The organism is Kitasatospora sp. NPDC043950 (assembly GCF_056435345.1).
Genome location: NZ_JBWKER010000089.1, coordinates 5525 through 25406, shown reverse-complemented (window position 1 = coordinate 25406; position 19882 = coordinate 5525). Strand labels below are relative to the sequence as shown.

Genomic DNA, 19882 nt, shown 5'->3' with positions numbered 1-19882 from the left:
AACTCCGGGGTGTACTTCCGCCCTGCCATATGAACCATCTTCCCGGACCATCAAGATCCGCCATCAGAGTGTCCACATCACAGGGGTCACCTCACCCCCCTCAGAACCGTGCGAGCCACTCATCGCGACACACGGCTCATGCAAGCCCCACAGGGCGATTCAGGAGAGCTGTGCTGTGCTCCTGCGTTGGCGGATGAGATATCCGCGGCGACAGGAAGCGTGTACGAGCCGGGTCCCATCATCGTTTGACCGCGAGCCTGGCCTCCCGTGGTGAACGAGGTAGTCGGCCGTGATCGCCTGGCGGGCGATCCGCAGCCACCATCGCTCCCATTGACCCATTTCCAACCTGAAGTTGCAGGTCGTGGGGCTGGCATGGGGCACGGGTAGGGTGCTCGTGCAGGTTGGAGGCGTGATCGCTAGCAGGTGATCGTCCGCCAGGTGGCCGGTTGGCCGGAATCACGGCGCCGAGTCTTCGCAGACCCCTACGCTCCGAAGGGAGTTCGTTGCAAGGAGGGGCTACTGGTGGCGGATGTGCTGGTGTGGGTGATGGAGCGACGGATCGTACTGTCCGATCGCGCCGAGCGACTGCGCAAGGAACTCGCCGAAATCGAGGCCGAGGTAGCGCGGTTGGAGGCGGCGGAGGTGGTGTTCGGGCAGTTCGCCGACGCCCAGCGGACCGGGACGGCCGACGACCCGACCATGGCCGAGGAGTTCGAGCGGGTCACAACCTCGCCAGTGGCTGGTGGGATGCTGCTGGTCCCGCACCGCGAGCCGGACATGGATCCGAGCGCACTGCCCGCCGACTACCAGGCGATCATGAAGATCGTAGCCTCGGCACCGGAGCCGGTTCCAGCCAAGGACGTCAGCGTCAGGCTTGGCAGAGGCGTCCAGCCCGGGCAGGTCGAGCCGGTGCGCGACAAACTCAAGCGCCTGGCGGACCGGGGTTGGCTGCACCGCACCCCCGCCGGCCGCTTCACCGCCCTGCCACAGCCGACCGCCTGACCGACACCGGCCGGATCTCGGCGTAACACAGGATTCCCCGACGGGTGCTCGGCGTAACACAGGATCCCCCGACGGGTGCTCGGCGTAACACAGGATCCCCCGACGGGTGTTGGGGATTCCATGCGAAAGAAGACCACCCCGCCGAGGGTCCCGGCGGCCTTGTCTACCAGTGCCGCCTGGAGCTGTCCACCGCGACCACGACCATGGTCTCCGACCTGATCCGCGGTCGCCTCAGGAAGATCGGCTCACGCTGGCGCAAGCTGCCGCCCGGGAGGATCGCACTGATCGTCCTTGCGGTCCTGCGCCACGACCGGCGGCTTTCCGACATGGCGGGCGGCAACGACGTCTCCGCCTCCACGGTCCGCCGATGGCTGCTGGAAGTGATCGAACTGCTCGCCGCGCGTGCCCCGCGCCTGGACCGCGCCCTGAAGAAAATCGCCCGCACGGGTGGCGTCGTCGTCCTGCTCGACGGCACCCTCGTACGCACCCGCCGGCGCACCGGGGACGAGAACCGGCCGAACTACTCCGGTAATCACAAGACCCACGGCCTGCTGTTCCTGGCCCTGACCGACGAGAAGGGCAACCTGGTCTGGATCTCGGCGGCGAAGCCGGGCCGCTCCAGCGAGATCACCACTGCCCGCCACAACAAGATCACCGTCCACCTGCGGCAGGCCGGCCTCGGCGCGCTGGCGGACCTCGGGTTCGTCGCGCTGGAAGACGACCCCGATGATCCGGTGATCGTCAACGGGCACAAGGCGACCCGCAACCACCCGCTGACCGCCGCGCAGAAGGAGGCGAACAATCTGGTCAGCCGCGAGCGTGCGGCCAACGAGCACGGCTTCGCCGACCTGAAGAACTGGCGCATCCTCACCAAGGTCCGGATGAACGCCCGACACGCCACCGCCCTCCTGCGGGCCCTGCTCGTGCTGACAAACGCCGAGATCCAGCGCTGACCGACGATCACCTACCGGCGATCACGCCTCCGATCCGCACGAGCACCCCACTCCTGCCTCACGCCAGCCCCGCGACCTGCAACTTCAGGTTGGAAATGGGTCATTCTGCTGGGACACCTGGTTCAACCCACCGCCAGAGAGTCCGCCCGCAACCGCACCACCACAGCCGCCCGAGACACCGGACCGGCCCGAGAGGGGGCCCACACCGACCCACCAGCCCCACCCGGCCTGCTGGCCCAAAGCCATCCGCGCCGTCCGGGCCTGGCTCGACCCCTGGATCACCCTCCAACGCTGCTGGCGCGCCCGGACCAACGCACCCCCACCACCCGAACTCCAAGCCCTCATCGACGCCGTCGCCACCGGCCGCCCACTTGATCTCTACTCCCCGGTATAACAAACCACCGGTAGTTCGAGCATCGTCTCTCTCTTCCCCGTCGGACCGGTCGGCCTCAGCCCTTGAGGTCCGTCTCCTTGCCATCGCGCGTCACGGCGACGCCGCGGGGCACCTCCACCCGGAACTTGGCGTCGCAGTTGGCCAGTCCGGTGCACTGCGCCTGGAGTTCGAGGGTTCCCTCCTCCAGCGTCCAGATCTCCTTGGCGTCACCGACCTTGGCCTTGTCGAACCAGCGGGTGACCTTGACGTCCTTGCGGTCGGCCGGGACGAGGTCGGTGGGGATGCCGTGCGCCTTCACGTTCAGGGACTTGCCGCTGAACTCGAAGGCCTTGTCCTCGGGCGCGGCGTCCGAGGCCTTGGCACAGCCCGTCAACGGGATGAGGGCGGCCACGGCGAGAGCGAGCAGGGCGGGTGTCGCCTTCGGGCGAGAAATCACCGGTACCTCCGGGAGTCTGGGATCGGGCACGGTGGAGATCCTCGCCGATCCGCGGCCGTCTGCCATCTGCCGTTCGGCAGATATTCGCGCCGGACGCGGGCGGTCTCCGAGCCGTCGGGACCGGTCAGCCCCGGCCCGTCCGGTCGGGTCGCAGCGGCAGCTCCCCGCGGACGCGCCAGCCGCGGGCGTGCGGGCCGGCGGACAGGTCGCCGCCGAGGGCGCCGATCCGCTCGGACAAGCCGGCCAGGCCGGTGCCACCGCCGCCGGGGCGGCGGGCCAGCAGACCGCCGGGACCGCCCTGCCGTCCGCTGTCGGTGACGGTGACCCGCAGGGCGGGGCCCGGGACGCGAACCACCTCCACCTCCAGCCGGGCCGCGCTCGGGGCGTGCCGGCGGACGTTGGTCAGCGCCTCCAGGACGACGCGGTAGGCCGCGTCCTGGATCTCGCGCGGGGCGGCTCCCTCCAGGCCCGGCTCCAGTTCGAGGGAGCCGCCGGTCGTGCCGGACGCCAGGAAGCGCTCCACCAGCTCCGGGAGGTCGGCGAGGCCGTGGACCTTGGTCGGCGGCGGTTCGGCGAGCGCGGGTGCCTCCGGGTCGCGCAGCGTCTGCAGGGTGTGGTCCATCGAGTCCAGCGCCCGCAGGCCGGCCGCCTCCAGGCGGGACAGGAGCTCTCTGCTCTGCTCTTCGTCGTAGGCGCTGACCTGGGCGGCCTGGACCTCCAGCAGGATCCCGGTCAGCTCGTGGGCGACGAAGTCGTGGAGATCCCTGCCCACGTCGAGCCGCTGCTCCCGGCGGGCGCGCTGGACGGCGCGGGCCCGCTGGTCGTCCTGGACCCGCAGGTAGAACCCGACGCCGACGGCGCAGGCCACCGGGAACGTCGCCATGGCGACGGCGACCACCGACGGCGCGAGGACCGTCTGCGGCAGCCGGAGGGTGAAGCGCAGCGGGAGCGCCATCAGGGCGAGTGCCAACGCCGAACCGACCAGGGCGACTTGGCGGACCGGCGCCCGCCGGATCACCCGCCAGGTCAGCACCAGCATGGCCGCGAATTCGACCGGGAGCCACGGCAGCACCAACCCCCGCGGTCCGGGATAGACGGCGTCCGTGACGAGCGAGAGCCCCGCGACCAGGCCGGCCGCCAGGACCGGGGCGACCGGACCCAGCGGCCGGCGCAGGATCGCGGTCGCCATCGCCGCGACGACGACCACGATCCACGCACTCGGTGGGGCGATCACCGCCGGAGCCGCGATCAGTGCCGTCGCCGTCGCACACACCGTGCGGCGGCGATGCGCATCAGGCATCAGTTCGGTCTGCACGGGCCGAGCCTACGCACGGCAGGGGAACGGTGCGCCCCCCGGCAGATGACCGATCGTCAGGCATCTGTCGTTCGGCAGATCTTTTCGGCACGACCGGACAGCATAGTTGAGCACGTTGCGCCGCCCGGCCATCTCCCCGGCGGCGAGAGAGGCCGTGAGCAGGCCCATCGGGATCACCGTGGCCGCGCTGAGCCGGTACAGGTACGGCAGTTGCTGCCCGATCACGTAGCCGGCCACGAGCAGCGGCACCGCCACGAGCGGTCGCATCCAGTCGATCCAGCGGCCCGTCAGCACGATCCGCGCCAGCAGCATCCCGAGCAGGCACTCCGCCAGGCGGGTGAGCGGGAAGAAGTACACCACCCAGTACTGGTCGATCGACACCCCGAAGAGCGGCATGGGGCGGTCGTCCGTGACGAAGTTCTGCGCCACCACCGGCACCAGGACGGTGACCAGCACGCAGGCTCCGGCCCAGAGCCAGAGCAGACCCGGCCGGATCCGCTCGATCAGCCGGTACAGCAGCGGGAAGAGCGCGTAGACGGCCAGGTCCGCCGAGAGCGACCAGGTGACGGTGTTGCCGACGTCGAAGTACGAGGGGTCGGGCACCCACGCCTGGAGCAAAAGGGCCTGGGCGCCGAGTCCTGACCAGTCGGTCAGGTCGCCGTAGTAGCCGATCAGCAGGATCACCGCCACCAGGGCGACCCAGTGGCTGGGGAAGATTCTGAACAGCCGCCGGCGCCAGAATCTGCCGACGCCGTCGGCCGGGCGGTACGACCAGGTCAGCACGAATCCGCTGAGGACGAAGAAGTACGACACCGCGACGTGCCCGGAGGTGCCGAGGGCGTTCAGGTAGTCCCAGTCCGTCCGGGCGTTGTCGAAGATTCCCTCCAACGAACTGTGGAAGAGGAAGACCGGAATCATCGCGAGGAATCGCAGACCGGTCAGTGAGTCCAATCGGGTTCGGTTTGTTCGATCGTGCATGGGGGTGCCTTTCGCCGTTTCGGTGCCGCATGTGCACCGGACCGGCCACCCTGATCCGCGATGACTTCGGCACTCGACGTGCGAAGGAACACCTCACTCGGCCAATCGACCGGTCGCGTATCCCATCTCGAAGACGCGCACGGCGATTCCGACCCTGTTCTTGACGCCCAGCTTGCGCTGAATGCTCGCCACGTGGGTCTTCACCGTGCCCGCCGAGATGAACAGTTCCCCGGCGATGTCGGAGTTCGTCTTCCCCTCGGCCACCTTCCCCGCGATCTCCGTCTCCCGCCCGGTCAGCGACTCGACCATGGCCGGGCCGCCCGGACGGACGCCGGTGACGTGCTTGAGCAGCCGGACCGTGATGGAGGGGCTGATCAGGCTGTCGCCCACCACCGCGGCCCGGACCGCCTCGACCAGCAAGGTCGGGCCCGAGCGCTTGAGCAGAAATCCGGAGGCGCCGTGGCGCAGCGCCGGGTACACGTATTCGTCCAGATCGAAGGTGGTGACGACGACCACCTTGATCGGAGGCGTCGCCGAGGGGCCGGCGATCAGGCGGACCACCTCCAGGCCGTCCATGCGTGGCATCCGGATGTCCACCAGCGCCACGTCCGGCCGGAGCCGGCGCGCCGTTTCGACCGCGGCGACGCCGTCCGCTGCTTCGCCGACCACCTCCATGTCCGGTTGGTTCTCAAGGATCCGCCGCATTCCGCGGCGGATCATCTCCTGGTCGTCTGCGAGCAGTAATCGAATGGTCACAGCCAGGAATTCTGTCATAGCGGCGGACCGGGGTGGTCCGGTCCGCCGGGTGGCAGCACATCGTCGTGTCGAACCACGTCCCCGAGCTGCCCGCCATCCTCCACACCCTCGGCGTCACCCCGAGGCTGACGGCCACCATCAACTCGGCCGCCACCGGCCACGAGAAGCCCCACCCGGAGACATTCCGCCTCGCCCGGCTGGCGGCCGGCCCCGGCCCGCTGTGGATGGTCGGCGACAACCCCCACGCGGACATCGCCGGAGCCCAAGCCGCCGGCATCAACGCCATCTGGGTCCAGCGCCCCAGCCCCCGCGCCATACCGGACCTGCCCGCCGCGGCTCGCCTCGTCCTCGAACACCATGGCGAAGACCGGGGACTGCGCTGGGAAATCCCGCCCGCCCCAGCCGAACGTCCCCGCGTCACCCGCCCGATCGGCTGGTCTCCCACCGTCTGCAACGCAGACGCCCGGCCAGCGCCCCGGACCAGGCACGCGAAAGCCGGGCATGCACCAGACCAACCCCGCACCGGCCCAGGCCCGAGTGTCTCACCGCGTTCGCCCGCCTGCGCGCCGGATCCCCCCCCCCAGGACGCGTTCGAGATCGGCGAAGGCTGCAACTTCTACCCGCCCTCGCCCGATCTCGGACGCCACCTCGGCGTGCTGCTGCACAACCTCGCCGCCCGCAGCAGCCTGTCCCGCTACTCCGATCCCTTCAACGGAGGAGCCAAGGCGGCCTTCGCCGAACTCACCTCGGCCCGGCTCGGAATTCCTCTGACCCGCCAGGACATCACCTTCGTCCAGGGCGGCACCGAAGCCGTCAGCCTGACCATCGGTCACCTCGCGGCCACCGGCCACAGCCTCACCCTGCCGATCCCGAACTACTACGGCTTCGACCAGTCCGCGGCCCACTGGGGCACACCCGTCGCGGCCTACTACCGCCACGACGGCGCCGTCCACCTCAACGGCGCCCAGCCCGACCGCCCGAGTGCCCTCGTCGAAGTCCTGCCGAACGGCGTCACCGGAACGCTCTTCACCCGACCGAACGGCTGCCCGGACTTCACCCTCCTCGATCCCGTGTTCCAACTCGGCGCCCACCACGAGCCCATCGTCCTGGAGGCCGCGATCCAGGCCCGGATGCAGGAACTCGCCCTCACCCACAGCGCGGTCATCATGACCGCCTCGAAGGACCTCGCGATGCCGGGCCTGCGCGGCGCCGCGATCATCACCCGCAACCGCGCACTGCAGCAGCACCTGGCCTGCCCAACCTTCCCGACACCGCCGTGACCCACCAGGTACACGCCCACCTGGACGCCATGGCCCAGCGCTTCCGCAGCAACAGCGAGCTGCTCACCGGACCGGCCAGCCCGCTCGCCTTCACCGACGGCCTGGTCCCCATCGCCGGGTACTCCGCGTTCCCGCAACTGCACCTCCAGAACGCGGACTTCCTGGACTGGGTCCACCGGTGCGCCGTGAACGGGCTACGCCTGAACCCCACGGTCCTCCACGCCGGCACCGCCGCCGCCTGGAGGGCTCTTCACCCCGGCCGGTACCTGCGAGTCAACCTGTCCGAGTCCGCGGCACGAACGGCGACGGGACTGCAACGGCTGCACACCGAGCTGGAGCGTGCGAGGCAGTGAAGACCCCAACCGAGCAGGCGGCACCGGCCCTTTCCTTCAAGGCACCTGGAGGTGGAACATGATGATCACGCTCGTGTTGGTGCCGTACGTCGGAACCGGTTGGGAGGTCCTCGCACACGCCGCAGCGGATGCACCGGGACATGGCGCTGCACGGAGTCGGCGGCACGGACACCACTACGCGCGTGGTCTTCGCCGCCGCGTACCTGTTCGTTCTGCTGGTGTGGCCGGTCAACCTCTGCCACTGGATTCGACACCAGCGCGTGATCGGCCGACCGGACTGACCAAGGGGCAAGGGGCACGCGAAGCCAGAGGGGAACACGGATCACGCAGGGCGGGATCCTCGCCGGCCTGAGTGCTGGGCCGACCGAGCCCCGGGGATGGGCCGATGTGTGGGCTCTCACGCCCGGGAGCCGAAGGCTGTCCATCAACTCGCCGTTCCAACACGAGAGTTTCCCTGAAGTGATGACAAGGATACGGACACGCCCACGGGCGGGCGCGGTCCCGCGCACGCCGCCTCCTTCACCCAAGGGACGATTGTCCGGTGGGATCGCGGTCGCGTTCCGATCGCGGATCTCATCTGTCGGGGCTTCCACACTTGGCTTCCTGGCATTACGTCAGGTCTTCACGACGGTCCTGGCCGCGCGCCCTGGACGGCGCGCCCATCGCCTCGATCACCGACACGCTGCGCGGAGCTCTGCTCGACCTGGCCGCCCATCTCGACCCGCGCGGCTGCGGAACCGACGCCAACGGCGCTGTCGTCAGCGTGTTGCGCCTGATCGTCGCCGCGGCCTACAACACTGCCGAACCCGGCGAAGAGGCGGGGCTCCTGTACGTCACACCAGCCATCGTCGGACTCAAGGGACGGCCGGTATGGCTGGAGCGCCGACGGGCCGGCGGGCCGATCACGACCAGGTTTCCCGCCGATCGCTGCTGACCGGCATCCTGTCCCAGAGGAGGGCCTGGTGCATACCATTGTCCAGGTGCCGCTCGGAGATCACCAGTGGACGAGGGTAGGAAGGCCTGCAGCGCAGGTCAGTCAGAGCCGGGAAGCAGCGCGAGGAGAGCGGTGGTCCCGGGCCGCCGCCCGCAGGATCTCGGCCTGGCGAGGACGACGCCGCCCTATCGGACCCGGTGCCTCTCCTCGCCGGTGGCCTTCGGCGCCCGGCCCCACATCCACGCGCCCCCGGCGAGGACGGCCAGCACTCCCAGCACTCCCATGCCAGCGGTCCAGCCCACCCGCTCCAGGACCGCGACGATCAACCCCGCCAGCCCTTCCCCACCGGGGTTCTCCCCCGGGGCCGGTGGCTCACCGTCCGCCAGCAGGCCGAACACCGCGCCGTGCGCTACCTGACTACCTGTCATCTGCATCTCCATCCCCTGGGGAGCCCCGCCGGGCAGACCGCCTCACAGCCTGCCGGGCGCTCCCCCGTGTGTGATCACTCCGCACGGAGCGTCAAGTGTGCGTGCTGACGTGGACAACTGCCGCCTACCGCGTTTCAGTTCCGCCACTGGTCAGGACAGGTGAAGCCAGGGCGATACCGTCGTCTTGGCCACCGGGCCGACTTCCGGCACCTCAACACCCTGGGCATCGTCGGACACTGGACCGGGCGGTCAAACTACGGCGAGACAACCACCGCTCAGTCAAACTTCGCTGAGACGGGTCAGCGTACGACGCTTCCCGTCGAGGTGTCGTACGCGGTGTGATGGCCGACCGACAGAATCCGCTGACCTGCAGTGGCTGCAAGCGTATCCGCTTCGGTTCCCGTCCGGCCGAAGATCGTTTCCCGTTGGGCAATCGGTGTGGGATTGGTGTGAGTTTGCCAGGCGGGGAACTGCCCGTGCCGGACAGCGACAGTCAGGCGGGTCCGTGCTTCGCACGCATCTCCTCCGGCGAAAGGCGTGATCATCGCGGCTAGGCAGTGTCGTCAAAGTGATTTCGTGGCCCCGCATCGCAAGCCAGCGGCCGGTAGAGATTTGTATGAATGCCATTTGGCAGTCGTGCCACTTCTCTACCTTGGGAGCGTCCGTCGACGAACCTGTGGTCTTTCCTCACCAAGCGAGGGCGCATGAAGCGACACACGAACCCGGCCGCTCCGAACACCGGAACCATCGGCATCGTCCAGATATCCGACCTGCACCTCCGGGACGCTCCGGGGCCCGGAGCTTCGTCGGTCACGAACCCGACGACGGGCTCGCCGCCGTCCTCGCGGACGCGAAGCAGGCGATCACGGACGCCGCGCTGGTGGTCGCCACCGGAGACCTGACGGACATCGGCGAGCCGGTCGCGTACGAGCGGATGGGCGAGGTCCTGGACGCACTCCCCACCCCGGTCTACTGCCTCGCCGGCAACCACGACCGGCAGGACACACTGCAGGCCTGCCTGCCCCGCCCCAACGTCCACGTGGAGCCCGCTGTCCGGCTCGGGAACTGGCTGATGTTGTTCCTCGACACCAACGCGCACGGCCGCGAGGCCGCCGCCGACGGCACCTACCGCGACCGCGACGACCGGGTGCACGCGGCCCGCCCAGCCCGGCCTCACCCCGGTCGAGGAGGAACGCGCCCGAGCGATCCTGGCCACCACCCGGGCGGAACACGTCTTCGTGTGGCTGCACCAGCCGCCGCTGCTCCAGACCGCCCCGGACGTCCAGAGCTACCGCGAACTCACCGCACTGATGAGCGACTTCCCCAAGATTCGCGCGATCGGCGCCGGCCACCTGCACGGTGACCTGTCCGGCGAGTTCGAGGGGCGCCCCGTGTACGTGTGCCCGTCGACCTTCTTCAGCATCGACCACCTGAACCGGACCTTCCAGGGCCCCGGCTACCGCACCTACACCCTGCATCCCGACGGTCGCGTCGACAGCGAGGTCCACACCGTGTCCGGCGGGATCACCGACACCATGCGTGCCGCGCCGCTCCCCGTCTTCCTCGCCGACCTGCTGGCGGGCCGGATCACCGGAGAGGAACTCCAGGCCCTGAGCGACGCCGAGTTCGAGGAACGCTTCGGCGAACCGCGCCCGATGCGCCGGCCGTAAGCCCGTACAGCACCGAACCGCGGTAGGCCGCACCTCCGCATCACGCGCTCCCTGGTCGAGGCCTTTGGCTGCGGGCCCGCCCCGGCCGGCATCTCCTGTCCACCCCGTCTCCGCGCGGCGCGTCGGACAGGTCGCCTTCCCCGGCGGCTACGACTACGGCCTGAGACAGGGCCTGCCTCGCCAGCAGAGCCCGCCCCGGGACGGCCGGCACCCCGTGCCGACCGCCCGGGGTGCCGGTCCAAGCCGGGGGCGGGGCCGGATCTGCGCCTTGCAAGTCTCGATGCCGTGGAGCGACGCCACTTTTCTATGGTTGGTCGCGACGGCAGCCGAACGGGCACGCCTCCGAGGAGACCGAGGAACCATAAAACGGCACAAGCACGTTCTGACAGCGGCCATCTGCACCGTCCCCCTCGCACTCACCGCCGGCGCCTGCTCGGCCTCCGACGACCCGGTGTCCGACGGCTCCGCCCAGGCCGCCCCGGCCGCCGACGGCCCGGCGACCGACGGCGGCACACTCAGAGTCGGCCTGGACCACCCGTTCGCCAAGCTCGACCCGGCCGACGGCACACTGACCTCGCTCCCCGTGCTGGTCCTCGCCAACGCGCTGTACGACCCGCTGATGGTCACCGGCGACAACGGCGCCGTGAAGCCGTATCTGGCCAAGGCCTTCACCTCCAACGCGGACGCCACTGCCTGGACCCTGGAGCTGCGCGAAGGCGTGAAGTTCAGCGACGGCAAGCCGCTGGACGCCCAGGCCGTGGCCGACCACGTCAACCGGCTGGCCAAGCCGGAGAGCAAGTGCTCCTGCGCCACCGACGCCGCCACCATCGGCGGCATGACAGTGAACAGCCCAACCAGCGTCGTCTTCACCCTCAAGACTCCGAACGCGGCCTTCCCCAACCTGTTCACCCGCTCCCTCGGCTACGTCTTCCAGGCCCCAGCCGGCGACGCACCCGCAGTCGGCTCCGGCCCGTCCACCGTGGAGAGCGTCCAGCCGGGCGTCTCGGTGACCGTCGCCCGCAACCCCTCCTACTGGGGCGACAAGGGCCACGCCGACAAGCTCGTCTACCGGGTGCTGCCCGACGCCGACAGCCGCTACCAGTCGCTGCGCTCCGGCCACACCGACCTGATCTGAGCCGAGACGCCCGCCCAGCTCAAGCAGGCCCCCGCAGACGGACTGCGCGTCGCCACCGGCCCCAGCTCCACCTCCACCATCCTGGCGACTCCTACGCCGCGGGCACCGGTTCGTCGTGGACAGCTATCTCGACGACACCTGCCACCGCAGCGCGGCCGCCTACCCCTCCCTGTTCGCCCAGCAGACGGCACCGGCCTCATTCAGCTTCCAGGCGTGCGGCGGAGCCGTCACCACCGACGTCCCGGCCACCCAGCTCGCCCCGCTCAGCCCGACCACCACCCTGGTCAGCTTGACCGTCGGCGGCAACGACGTCGACTTCAAGGACGTCATGCGGAGCTGCCAGTTCGGCGGCGACAACACCTGCGTCGGCGCCGTCGACACGGCCGAACAGACCGCCCGCACTCAGCTGCCGGCCCGCCTCGACGCCGTGTACAGCGCGGTACGGGAGCGTGCGTCCGGTGCCCGTGTCGTGGTCACCGGCTACCCGCGGTTCTTCAACCCGGCCAGCCCCAGCCTCTGCGCCGGTATGGGCGCCACCAAGCGTGCCGCGCTCAACCGAGGGGCCGACACGCTCAACAGCGTCATCGAGGGCGAGGTCGCCAAGTGCGCCGGATTCGTCTACCAGGACGTGGCCACCCTGTTCGCCGGCCACGAGCTCTGCGACGCGGCTCCGTTCCTCAACGGCCTCATTCTCAATTCCGGCTCGTACCACCCCAACGCCGCCGGCCAGGCAAACGGCTATCTTCCCGCTCTGCGCGCCGACCTCTGAACACCCACACCTGCCGGCGCCACCCGCCCCTCCCTCTGGCCCGCCCCACGAACCCCGCCTGACTAGCAACGACGCTTCCGGCCTCTCGCATGCTCGGAGGGCTGGAAGCGTTCCCAAGCAGCAATACGGCTGGTCAACCCGACATAGTGTCGCGTTGACCAGCCACATTGGGTCGGTTGACCGTGATCGGCACCGGAGTAGTCACTTCCATGAACCCCGCCAAGCGAGTCTGCTCTCGTGCGTCCATCCCCGCCGCTGAAGGCCTTCCGCCCGCGGCGGGGAGCGGCCGACGCCTCACGGAATCGCCTACGGCTTGGTCAACCGCCGGTGCCACCAGGGGCAGCTCGGCGAGTCCCACCAAGGGCTGGTCAACCATCGGGACGCATACGGATCCGGCAAGGTGCGACGCTCGAACTCTGCGTCGAGCCTGGCCACGATCTGGCTCAGTTCACGGCGTGCAGCCGACGGCAGTGCATCGAGCATGGCTTGCACATTGTCCCGGCCCCAAGCACATCGTGGCACGGGCAATCCGCCAACGGCACGTAGAGCCAGCGGCCAGGCTGGCGCAGGAACCGCTCGTACTGGCCGATCGCCGAGCAGGAACAGCACGGTCACGCTGTCCAGACGCTCGAGTGCGTCGTGCCCGGGCCCCAGGTGTAGGGCAGCGCGGAGCAGCAGGGCGAGGGCGGCGGGTGCGGTGGCCGGGACCAGGGCGGCGAGGCACAGGGACGTGCCCGTCACCAGGATGGCGGCGCTGTAGAGGAGGGCGGCGGTGCTCGGCGGGACGGCCTCCGGGGCCGGCACCCGGCGCCGCCTTCTCCACGTGCCCTGCCGATCCCCGGCAGGCAAGGCCCCGCACTCGGCGCACTCGAACGAAGACCTTGCCTGTCGCGTACAGCTACGGCCGCCCGGTCAGGACCAGGCCTGGCGGCCACCGGCGTGAACCGGACTCATCAACCACCGCTCTTGCGGCGGAAGTTGCGCTTGCCGCCCACCGCGCCGTGAGCGCCGTGGATCTTCGAGTCGCCACTCGGGCCGCCGGCCGCGCTATCGGACTTGGCGCCGTGCTTGCGCTCCAGAGCGGCGAGGAACCGGGCCTTGACGTCGTCCTGGGTGGCTGGCGCGGGGGCCTCGGCAGCCTCCGTGGCCTCCGGGCTCTCGCTGTTCTCCGGGTTCTCAGATGACTTCACGTCGCTGCTCATGTAGAACCTCTTCCTTGAGGGATGGTGGCGGTTGTTGACTTCACGCACACCATGTCATGCCCAAGCGCCCCATCTGCGGGTGGGTACCGATCCTGTACGGACAGAACCTGCGGTCGAGTGACGGTCGGGATGGCGGGGACCTCACCGGCCAGGGCGTCGAGATCGCCGAGTTGCTCGGGTCGGATGACGGCGCCGTCCAGCAGCTCGGTGGTCAGCCGCTCCTGGCCGCGGGCCATCGCCTCGGTGCAGCCGTCCTCGATCAGTCGCCGTAGCAGGCCGATGACGCCGCCGGTGCGGCGGAACAGGTACTCGGGCATGGCGCCGCAGGTGAGCATCCCCGGCTGGGCGCGAAGGAGGCACAGCTGATCCTCGATCCCGGCCAGGTGGTCGACGAGCGCGCGGATCTTGGCGGGGGTCGTGTACGCGAACGGATCGAGGTCGACGAGGTCGAAGCGGCGCTCGGTCTGGGTGGCGGCCGCAGGGTTGTGGCTTCGGCCGCGCCGGATGTCGGGGACGATCAGCTGACTCGTGGCGGGGTCGATGGGCGACCGGGGCGAACGCGTCGCGGGTGCCGGGCATGGGCTCGGTGTGCGGGGCGAGCTGGCGGTGGACCTCGCGTCACAGGAACGGCCTGCTGCGGCAGTACTTCCCGAAGGGCACCGACCTGTCGGTCCACACCCCCGAACGGCTGGCCGCCGTCGCCGACCAGCTCAACCGCCGCCCACGCAAAACGCTCGGCTGGGAAACCCCAGCCGAGCGTCTGGCTAAACTCATCGCGGCCTAGACAACCGACCACGTGTTGCAACGACCGTTAGGAACCGCCAGGTATGGGGGCGGGCCTTCGATTTCGCCGGACGCCGTCAGCGGCGCGATCGGTCAGGATCCGGCGTCAGAAGCACTTGATCCTGCCGCAGTTGGGAACGGAGATCTTGTGCTGGGTGCCGGCCCTCCACTCCAGGTGCGGGATCAAGCCGATCCAGGTGAGCAGCCCGCCCAGTCCGATCTGGGCCAGGTTCTGGTCGGTCCACCAGATCGAGAGCGTTCCCGACTGGTTGATCTCCAGCCAGGCGTTGGTGTAGCCGGCGGTGCCGGAGGACCAGCAGGCCTGGTTGCCGACGCCGTAGACGAAGTTGCCGTCCGTCTGCATGGTCGCCCGGGTGCCGCAGCCGGCGCTGCCCGGAGCGCTCCACTCCTTCACCCGGCGCTCCTGCCCGAGTTCGTTGACCTCCGTGTACCAGAGCGCCAGTTCACCGTTGTCCTCCATCTTCAGGACGGTCCACTGGTCCGGGTTCCCGGTGGCCTCGAAGGTCTGGCCGCGGCAGATGGTGAAGTTCCTCCACATCCAGGAGCCCTGGCGCTCCGCGCCGGGGGGCTGGAGGGCGCAGTCGGAGGACGGCTGGCCACCACCACCGGTGTTGCCGCCTCCGCCACCGCCTCCGCCACCGGTGTTGCCGCCTCCGCCACCGCCTCCGCCACCGGTGTTGCCGCCTCCGCCACCGGTGTTGCCGCCGCCTCCTCCGGAGCCGCCGCCACCGGGGGTCGGGCCGTTCTGGACGTTGTCCAGGCGCCAGCGCTGCTTGTCGGAGCCGTCGCACCGCCACACCCCGAGCTGCTCACCGGCGTTGTTGGCGGTGAGGCAGCCACCGTCGGTGGCGCTGACGATCCAGTACCAGCCGTTGCCCGCGTCGCGGAAGGACCAGCGCTGGTTGGCGTTCCCCTGCTGGTTCTGCGTCAGGTGGGTGCGGTGGACGCCGGGGTTGTGGTCCATCACCATGCCCTGGCCCGGCGCGGCCTTGCCGTCCGTGAGGAGGGTCTCGACGATCCACTGGCCGTTGCCCGCGTCCCAGAACGCCCACCGCTGGGCGGCGTTGCCGTTGCCGCCCAGTGCCTTGATGGAGGTGCCGGAGGCGGTGTTGGCGCCGTCGAGGTCGACGACCAGCCCGTTGTTGTTCGACCGGAGCGTGGCGACCTGGCTGCTGCCGATGTTCGGACCGACCACCGGACCGCCGGGCGACCCGCCGGAGGATCCGCCGCCGGGCTGCGGCTGCGGCTGCGGCTGCGGCTGCGGCTGCGGCTGGGGAGCGGACGGCCCCTGGGCCACGTTGTCGAGGCGCCACTTCTGGCGGTCGCTGCCGTCGCAGGGGCTGATGGCGAGGGCTTCGCCGGGGTTGTTGGCGGTGAGGCAGTTGTTGTCGGTGTCGCTGGTGATCCAGAACCAGCCGCCTCCCGCGTCCCGGAACGCCCAGTGCTGGTTGGCGTTGCCGTCCATGCTGCGGATCAGGTGAGTGCGGTGGTTGCCTGGGTCGTGGTCCATGACCATGCCCTGACCAGCCGCCGTCTTCCCGTCCGTCAGGAGGGTCTCGATGATCCACCGCCCGTTCGCGGTGGCCCAGAACGCCCAGCGTTGCGCGTCGTTGCCGTTCGCGCCGAGCGCCTTGATCGACGTACCGGAGTTGGTGCTCGCACCGTCCAGGTCCGCCACCATCCCGTTGTTCCCGGAGACGAGGGTGGAGACCTGCCCGGCTCCGACGCCGGGGTTGACCACCGGGCCGGTGCCCGGCTTCGGCGCCGGCTGCTGGGGCGCGCGGGGCGGGACGCTGCCCAGGCCCCAGCGCTGCGAGTCGGTCGCGTTGCAGTCCCAGATCTGCAGGGCGGTGCCGTTCGCGGAGTTGCCGTCGGTGACGTCCAGGCACCTGCCCGAGGCGGGGTTGACGAGTGAACTGTTGTCGCCCTGCTGCCAGTTCTGGGCAGGGGTGCCGTTGCAGGTGTACAGGCCGACCCGGGTGCCGCGGTTGGTGAGGCCCCCGGCCACGTCCAGGCACTTGTCGAACGCCTTCAGGGTGAAGACGCCGCTGCTCGCGGACGGCGTCCAGCGCTGGGAGCGGGTGTTGTTGCAGTCGTACAGGTCGATCGGGGTCTTGTCGGCCGTGTTGCCTCCGGTGACGTCCAGGCACTTGCCCGGGAACGCCGAGTAGACGGGCACCGAGCCGGCGTCACCGCCGCCGTCACTGCCGGTGGGGCCGGTCAGGCGGAACTTCTGGCGGTCGGAGCCGTCGCAGGTGCCGACCGTCAGCGGCTGGCCGGACGCGGACAGGGTCAGGCAGCCGCCGCCGTCACCGTTGGTGATCGTCGACCAGCCGTTCCCGGCGTCGGCGAACTTCCAGAGCTGGTTCGTCCGGTCCGCCGCCACCGCCTGGAGCTCGGTGCGGTGGGAGGCGGTGTCCTGCCCGAGGACCAGCCGCTCCTCCGGGCGGTTGCCGCCGTAGGTGAGCCGGGACTCGATCAGCCAGTTGCCGTTGCCCCGGTCCCAGAACGCCCAGCGCTGGGAGTCGGTCGAGTTGGGTTGCCACGCCTGGACGGGCGTGCCCACGGCGGGCACGCCGCCGCGTACGTCCGGCACCAGTTGGGCGTCGGCGGCGGAGACGATGCTGATCCCCTGGGTCGGCTCCGGCCGCGTACCGCCGCCGGGTCCGCTGGGCCAGCTCGGCCCGCCGGGGGTGCCTCCCCAGGAGGGCAGGCTGGGCAGCGGCGGGAAGCCGGGCAGGCCGATGGCGGGGAGCGCGGGCACGGACGGGCCGCCGCCGGGTGTGCCACCGCCACCGGGGTTGGGATCGCCGGGGCCGGGCGGGGCGTCGTCGTCGGCGGCCGGTTGGTTGGTGTCCGCCGGCTCGCACTTGTTCGGCTGTTCCGGGGCCTTGGGCGGATTGGCGGACGCGGCGGGGTCGTTCGGGAAGCCCGAGGTGGTCGGCCACGGCACGTTCGGCAGACCGGGCAGCGACGGCCACGGGATCGTCGGGAAGCCCGGGATCGACGGCCAGCTCCAGGAGGGCTGGTCCAGCAGCTGGGGCCACGGGACGGACGGGAACGACGGCGCGCCCGGCCACGTGACGGTGGGCATGGCGGGGTGGCCGGGGAACGGAACGGTCGGATTGCCGGGGACGGAGGGCCACTTGACCTGCGGGAACCCGGGGACGGTCGGCCAGGCGAGGCCCGGGTGGTCCGGGATCGCCGGGTCGGTGACCGCCGGGAGGCCGGGGACCAGGGCGGTGCCGTCGTCGTTCCCGTTGCCGGGCAGTGGCAGCACCGGCCACGGGACGTCGGCGTGTCCGGGCATCGTGGGCCAGGGGACGGTCGGGAAACCCGGCACGGAAGGCCAGGTGGCCTCGGGGTGGCCGCCGATCGTCGGCCACGGCAGGCTCGGCACGGTCGGGAACCCGGGCCAGCGGATCTCCGGCAGATCGGGGTGGCCGGGCATGGGGATGTTCGGGTAGCCGGGGACGGACGGCCAGGCGATGGCCGGATGCGCGGGCAGGGACGGCCAGGTCAGCTCGGGGTGGTCCGCCACGGTCGGCCACGGAGTGTCCGGGAATCCCGGAACGGCGTGACCGGGCCCGTTGCAGGGCATGGACAGCCGCCACCGCTGCCGGTCGGACCCGTCGCAGTCCTTCGTGGCCAGGCCGGCCCCGTCCGTCGAGGCGGTGAGGCAGGCCCCGGTGGACGCGGCGGTGATCTGGTACCAGCCGTCCACGTCGGCCGGGGCGAACCGCCAGCGCTGGCCCGGACTGCCGTCGGGCTTTCCGGTGGCGTCGTTCTCGATCGGGCGGATCGCCACCTGGTCGCCGTACGTGGGGAGGCCGAGCACGCTGCCCTGCCCTGCGGCGGTGGTGCCGTTGGTCAGTCCGGTCTCGATCACCCAGGTGTCGTCGGACTTCTGCCAGGTCGCCCAGTTCTGCTGCGGGGCACAGGCGGGTGCGGCCGCGCGCACCCCCGTGCCGGCGGCCGGTGAACCGCCCGTCACGTCGGCGACCAGGTTGCCGGAGGCCGAGGTGAGGACCGAGGTCCTGCCGTGCTGTGGTGCCGACGGGTCGGCGCTCGCGGGTGTCTGCGCGGTGGTGGTGTCGGCCGCGGTGGTGGCGGCGGCCGGTACGGCCGCGACGCGGGGGAGCGGCGGAAGGCCCTGCGGACAGTGGTCCCGCCCGTTCTGACGGTCCTGGGGATTCGGTTCCAGCCGGAACCCGACGGGCAGGTGGTCGGACTGGGCGTGGTTGAAGTAGCCCTGAAGGAAGGCGCTGTAGTCCTGGGCTATGCCCGTCGGGTCACTGGCGACCATGTAGTCCAGTTCGCGCTTCCCCACTGGACTCGTCGGCCGGGTCTCCTGGCCGCTCGCTATCACACGCCACGTGGGATGTGTGGCGAGCGCCCCGGCGAGACTTCCGGGGGTGCGGTTGAAGTCGCCCATGACCGCCCACTTCTGCCCCGGCTTCGCCGCGTCGAGCGCGTCGAGCAGGTCGACCGCGTCCTTGCCGCCACCGGTGAGGGGATGGGCGCTGTAGAGCCAGGTGTCGCCGATCTTGATCCCGAGCATGGGCTTCGGGTAGGAGCCCCTCTTGTCGAACTTGCCGCGGCGGCCGATCACGTCGACCTGGGTCTGATCGTGGACGTCCAGGTCCTGGTAGGCCAGGAAGGCGAGATGGGTGTTCTGACTGCCGGTGTTGAGGAAGTAGACGTAGGCGTCACGCGCACCCGGGGCGAGGGCCTGGAACCGGTGCTTGCACACCCAGTACTCGTTGGGAGCCTGCCCTCGGACGCCCTCGTCCCGGTCGAAGGCCCCGCAATCCACCTGGAGGTTCACCGGGATGTATTGGTAGCCGTCGGCGCCGGCGCCCGTCACACTGTCCGAAACCTCCTGGAGGGCCACCGCCTCCCGCCCCGGCAGGAGGTACTTCAGTGCGATCGGCCAGTTCCTCTCCGCCTTCTGCATGTTCCAGGTCGCCACGATGCGGTCGGCCACTGCGGCGGACGCCGACGAGGTGAGCACCGGGAGGAACTGCACCAGCGTGGCGAGCAGGGCCAGGATCAGTACGCCCGTCACACCCGATGCCCGAGGCCGAGTGAGGAACGGTGGTTTCACCGGGTTTCGTACCGGCCGTGGTGGGCTGTGGTGCTCGAGCATGCCGTCCTCACATCGCGGGAACTGGACCGGCTCCCGCGGGACGCCGTTCGCCGACCGGCATCGAACCAGGCGGAGATATACGCGGCATAAACGGCCGAACGACGGCGCGCCGGGGCGTGTGAGGGTGCGTCGGAGAATCCAGGGGCTCCGGGGCCTGCGGCGCCGCAACCCACGAAGGCCCGCCCGCAGTTCCAGGACTGATGTCCAGGTGGTGGGGGGGGGGGGGGGGGGGGGGGGGGGGGGGGGGGGGGGGGGGGGGGGGGGGGGGGGGGGGCAGGGAGCAACAGGAAACAACGACCCCCTGACCGTACGCAAGAAGCCGGC

The 19882-nt window shown here is 70.4% G+C and carries 18 protein-coding genes and 2 pseudogenes; 12 read left to right on the top strand and 8 right to left on the bottom strand.

All coding sequences use genetic code 11. The features are described 5' to 3' along the window. Positions 1–522: 522 nt before the first annotated feature. The 3 genes and pseudogenes from AC07BF_RS35850 to AC07BF_RS35840 all read left to right on the top strand — a co-directional run. Complete coding sequence (locus AC07BF_RS35850) at positions 523–1002, top strand: hypothetical protein (protein ID WP_478334478.1); 480 nt, start codon at positions 523–525, stop codon at positions 1000–1002. 203 nt (positions 1003–1205) lie between these two features. After that, positions 1206–1955: a transposase family protein gene (locus AC07BF_RS35845; RefSeq protein ID WP_478334477.1), complete on the top strand. Its 750-nt coding sequence runs from the start codon at positions 1206–1208 to the stop codon at positions 1953–1955. A 100-nt stretch (positions 1956–2055) separates the two neighbouring features. Further along, positions 2056–2330: pseudogene (locus AC07BF_RS35840) on the top strand (IS701 family transposase); the annotation flags it as partial. A gap of 74 nt (positions 2331–2404) precedes the next feature. Here the strand turns inward: AC07BF_RS35840 and AC07BF_RS35835 are convergent. The 4 genes from AC07BF_RS35835 to AC07BF_RS35820 all read right to left on the bottom strand — a co-directional run bounded on the left by AC07BF_RS35835 (position 2405) and on the right by AC07BF_RS35820 (position 5834). After that, positions 2405–2785, bottom strand: coding sequence for a hypothetical protein (locus AC07BF_RS35835; protein ID WP_400812434.1), 381 nt, complete (start codon positions 2783–2785; stop codon positions 2405–2407). Between the two features lie 124 nt (positions 2786–2909). Further along, the gene (locus AC07BF_RS35830) at positions 2910–4085 is read right to left on the bottom strand and encodes a sensor histidine kinase (protein ID WP_400812432.1); all 1176 of its coding nucleotides are present in this window, start codon (positions 4083–4085) and stop codon (positions 2910–2912) included. Positions 4086–4109: 24 nt separating this feature from the next. Beyond that, positions 4110–5051 (bottom strand): acyltransferase family protein, encoded by a 942-nt coding sequence (locus AC07BF_RS35825; protein ID WP_400812430.1) that lies wholly within the window; start codon positions 5049–5051, stop codon positions 4110–4112. A 120-nt stretch (positions 5052–5171) separates the two neighbouring features. Next, positions 5172–5834, bottom strand: coding sequence for a response regulator (locus AC07BF_RS35820; protein WP_400812428.1), 663 nt, complete (start codon positions 5832–5834; stop codon positions 5172–5174). A gap of 32 nt (positions 5835–5866) precedes the next feature. On the opposite strand from AC07BF_RS35820, the gene AC07BF_RS35815 reads away from it, so the two are divergent. The 4 genes from AC07BF_RS35815 (at position 5867) to AC07BF_RS35800 (ending at position 8401) form a co-directional block, all read left to right on the top strand. Further along, positions 5867–7114 (top strand): aminotransferase class I/II-fold pyridoxal phosphate-dependent enzyme, encoded by a 1248-nt coding sequence (locus AC07BF_RS35815; RefSeq protein ID WP_400812426.1) that lies wholly within the window; start codon positions 5867–5869, stop codon positions 7112–7114. Then, positions 7111–7467, top strand: a complete 357-nt coding sequence (locus AC07BF_RS35810) for a hypothetical protein (protein WP_400812424.1) — start codon at positions 7111–7113, stop codon at positions 7465–7467. The genes AC07BF_RS35815 and AC07BF_RS35810 overlap by 4 nt, the downstream gene beginning before the upstream one ends. A gap of 140 nt (positions 7468–7607) precedes the next feature. Next, positions 7608–7748 carry a hypothetical protein gene (locus AC07BF_RS35805; RefSeq protein WP_400812422.1) on the top strand — a complete coding sequence of 47 codons (141 nt, stop codon included), beginning with the start codon at positions 7608–7610 and terminating at the stop codon, positions 7746–7748. A gap of 314 nt (positions 7749–8062) precedes the next feature. Then, the gene (locus AC07BF_RS35800) at positions 8063–8401 is read left to right on the top strand and encodes a hypothetical protein (RefSeq protein WP_400812420.1); all 339 of its coding nucleotides are present in this window, start codon (positions 8063–8065) and stop codon (positions 8399–8401) included. A gap of 185 nt (positions 8402–8586) precedes the next feature. On the opposite strand, the gene AC07BF_RS35795 is transcribed toward AC07BF_RS35800, so the two are convergent. Further along, positions 8587–8829, bottom strand: a complete 243-nt coding sequence (locus AC07BF_RS35795; RefSeq protein WP_363586097.1) for a hypothetical protein — start codon at positions 8827–8829, stop codon at positions 8587–8589. Between the two features lie 616 nt (positions 8830–9445). Here AC07BF_RS35795 and AC07BF_RS35790 point away from each other — a divergent pair. The 4 genes from AC07BF_RS35790 (at position 9446) to AC07BF_RS35775 (ending at position 12403) form a co-directional block, all read left to right on the top strand. Beyond that, positions 9446–10192: a metallophosphoesterase gene (locus AC07BF_RS35790; RefSeq protein ID WP_400812399.1), complete on the top strand. Its 747-nt coding sequence runs from the start codon at positions 9446–9448 to the stop codon at positions 10190–10192. Next, positions 10140–10499, top strand: coding sequence for a metallophosphoesterase family protein (locus tag AC07BF_RS35785; protein ID WP_363586094.1), 360 nt, complete (start codon positions 10140–10142; stop codon positions 10497–10499). The genes AC07BF_RS35790 and AC07BF_RS35785 overlap by 53 nt, the downstream gene beginning before the upstream one ends. Before the next feature lie 451 nt (positions 10500–10950). Continuing rightward, positions 10951–11634, top strand: a complete 684-nt coding sequence (locus AC07BF_RS35780; RefSeq protein ID WP_400812401.1) for an ABC transporter substrate-binding protein — start codon at positions 10951–10953, stop codon at positions 11632–11634. Between the two features lie 115 nt (positions 11635–11749). Next, complete coding sequence (locus tag AC07BF_RS35775) at positions 11750–12403, top strand: SGNH/GDSL hydrolase family protein (RefSeq protein ID WP_400989429.1); 654 nt, start codon at positions 11750–11752, stop codon at positions 12401–12403. Positions 12404–13356: 953 nt separating this feature from the next. On the opposite strand, the gene AC07BF_RS35770 is transcribed toward AC07BF_RS35775, so the two are convergent. Further along, positions 13357–13605, bottom strand: a complete 249-nt coding sequence (locus tag AC07BF_RS35770; protein ID WP_478334476.1) for a DUF5302 domain-containing protein — start codon at positions 13603–13605, stop codon at positions 13357–13359. Next, positions 13602–13922: a hypothetical protein gene (locus AC07BF_RS35765; RefSeq protein WP_363633155.1), complete on the bottom strand. Its 321-nt coding sequence runs from the start codon at positions 13920–13922 to the stop codon at positions 13602–13604. The genes AC07BF_RS35770 and AC07BF_RS35765 overlap by 4 nt, the downstream gene beginning before the upstream one ends. Before the next feature lie 305 nt (positions 13923–14227). On the opposite strand from AC07BF_RS35765, the pseudogene AC07BF_RS35760 reads away from it, so the two are divergent. Further along, positions 14228–14389: pseudogene (locus AC07BF_RS35760) on the top strand (IS30 family transposase); the annotation flags it as partial. Between the two features lie 105 nt (positions 14390–14494). Here the strand turns inward: AC07BF_RS35760 and AC07BF_RS35755 are convergent. Then, positions 14495–19477, bottom strand: coding sequence for an RICIN domain-containing protein (locus AC07BF_RS35755; RefSeq protein WP_478334475.1), 4983 nt, complete (start codon positions 19475–19477; stop codon positions 14495–14497). Positions 19478–19882: the final 405 nt, after the last annotated feature.

Excerpts from the sequence above, each read along its gene's own strand:
- AC07BF_RS35845 (WP_478334477.1), top strand. The coding sequence starts at position 1,206 with ATGGTCTCCGACCTGATCCGCGGTCGCCTCAGGAAGATCGGCTCACGC.
- AC07BF_RS35830 (WP_400812432.1), bottom strand. The coding sequence starts at position 4,085 with ATGCCTGATGCGCATCGCCGCCGCACGGTGTGTGCGACGGCGACGGCA.
- AC07BF_RS35805 (WP_400812422.1), top strand. The coding sequence starts at position 7,608 with ATGGCGCTGCACGGAGTCGGCGGCACGGACACCACTACGCGCGTGGTC.
- AC07BF_RS35795 (WP_363586097.1), bottom strand. The coding sequence starts at position 8,829 with ATGACAGGTAGTCAGGTAGCGCACGGCGCGGTGTTCGGCCTGCTGGCG.
- AC07BF_RS35790 (WP_400812399.1), top strand. The coding sequence starts at position 9,446 with ATGAATGCCATTTGGCAGTCGTGCCACTTCTCTACCTTGGGAGCGTCC.
- AC07BF_RS35785 (WP_363586094.1), top strand. The coding sequence starts at position 10,140 with ATGAGCGACTTCCCCAAGATTCGCGCGATCGGCGCCGGCCACCTGCAC.
- AC07BF_RS35770 (WP_478334476.1), bottom strand. The coding sequence starts at position 13,605 with ATGAGCAGCGACGTGAAGTCATCTGAGAACCCGGAGAACAGCGAGAGC.
- AC07BF_RS35765 (WP_363633155.1), bottom strand. The coding sequence starts at position 13,922 with ATGCCCGAGTACCTGTTCCGCCGCACCGGCGGCGTCATCGGCCTGCTA.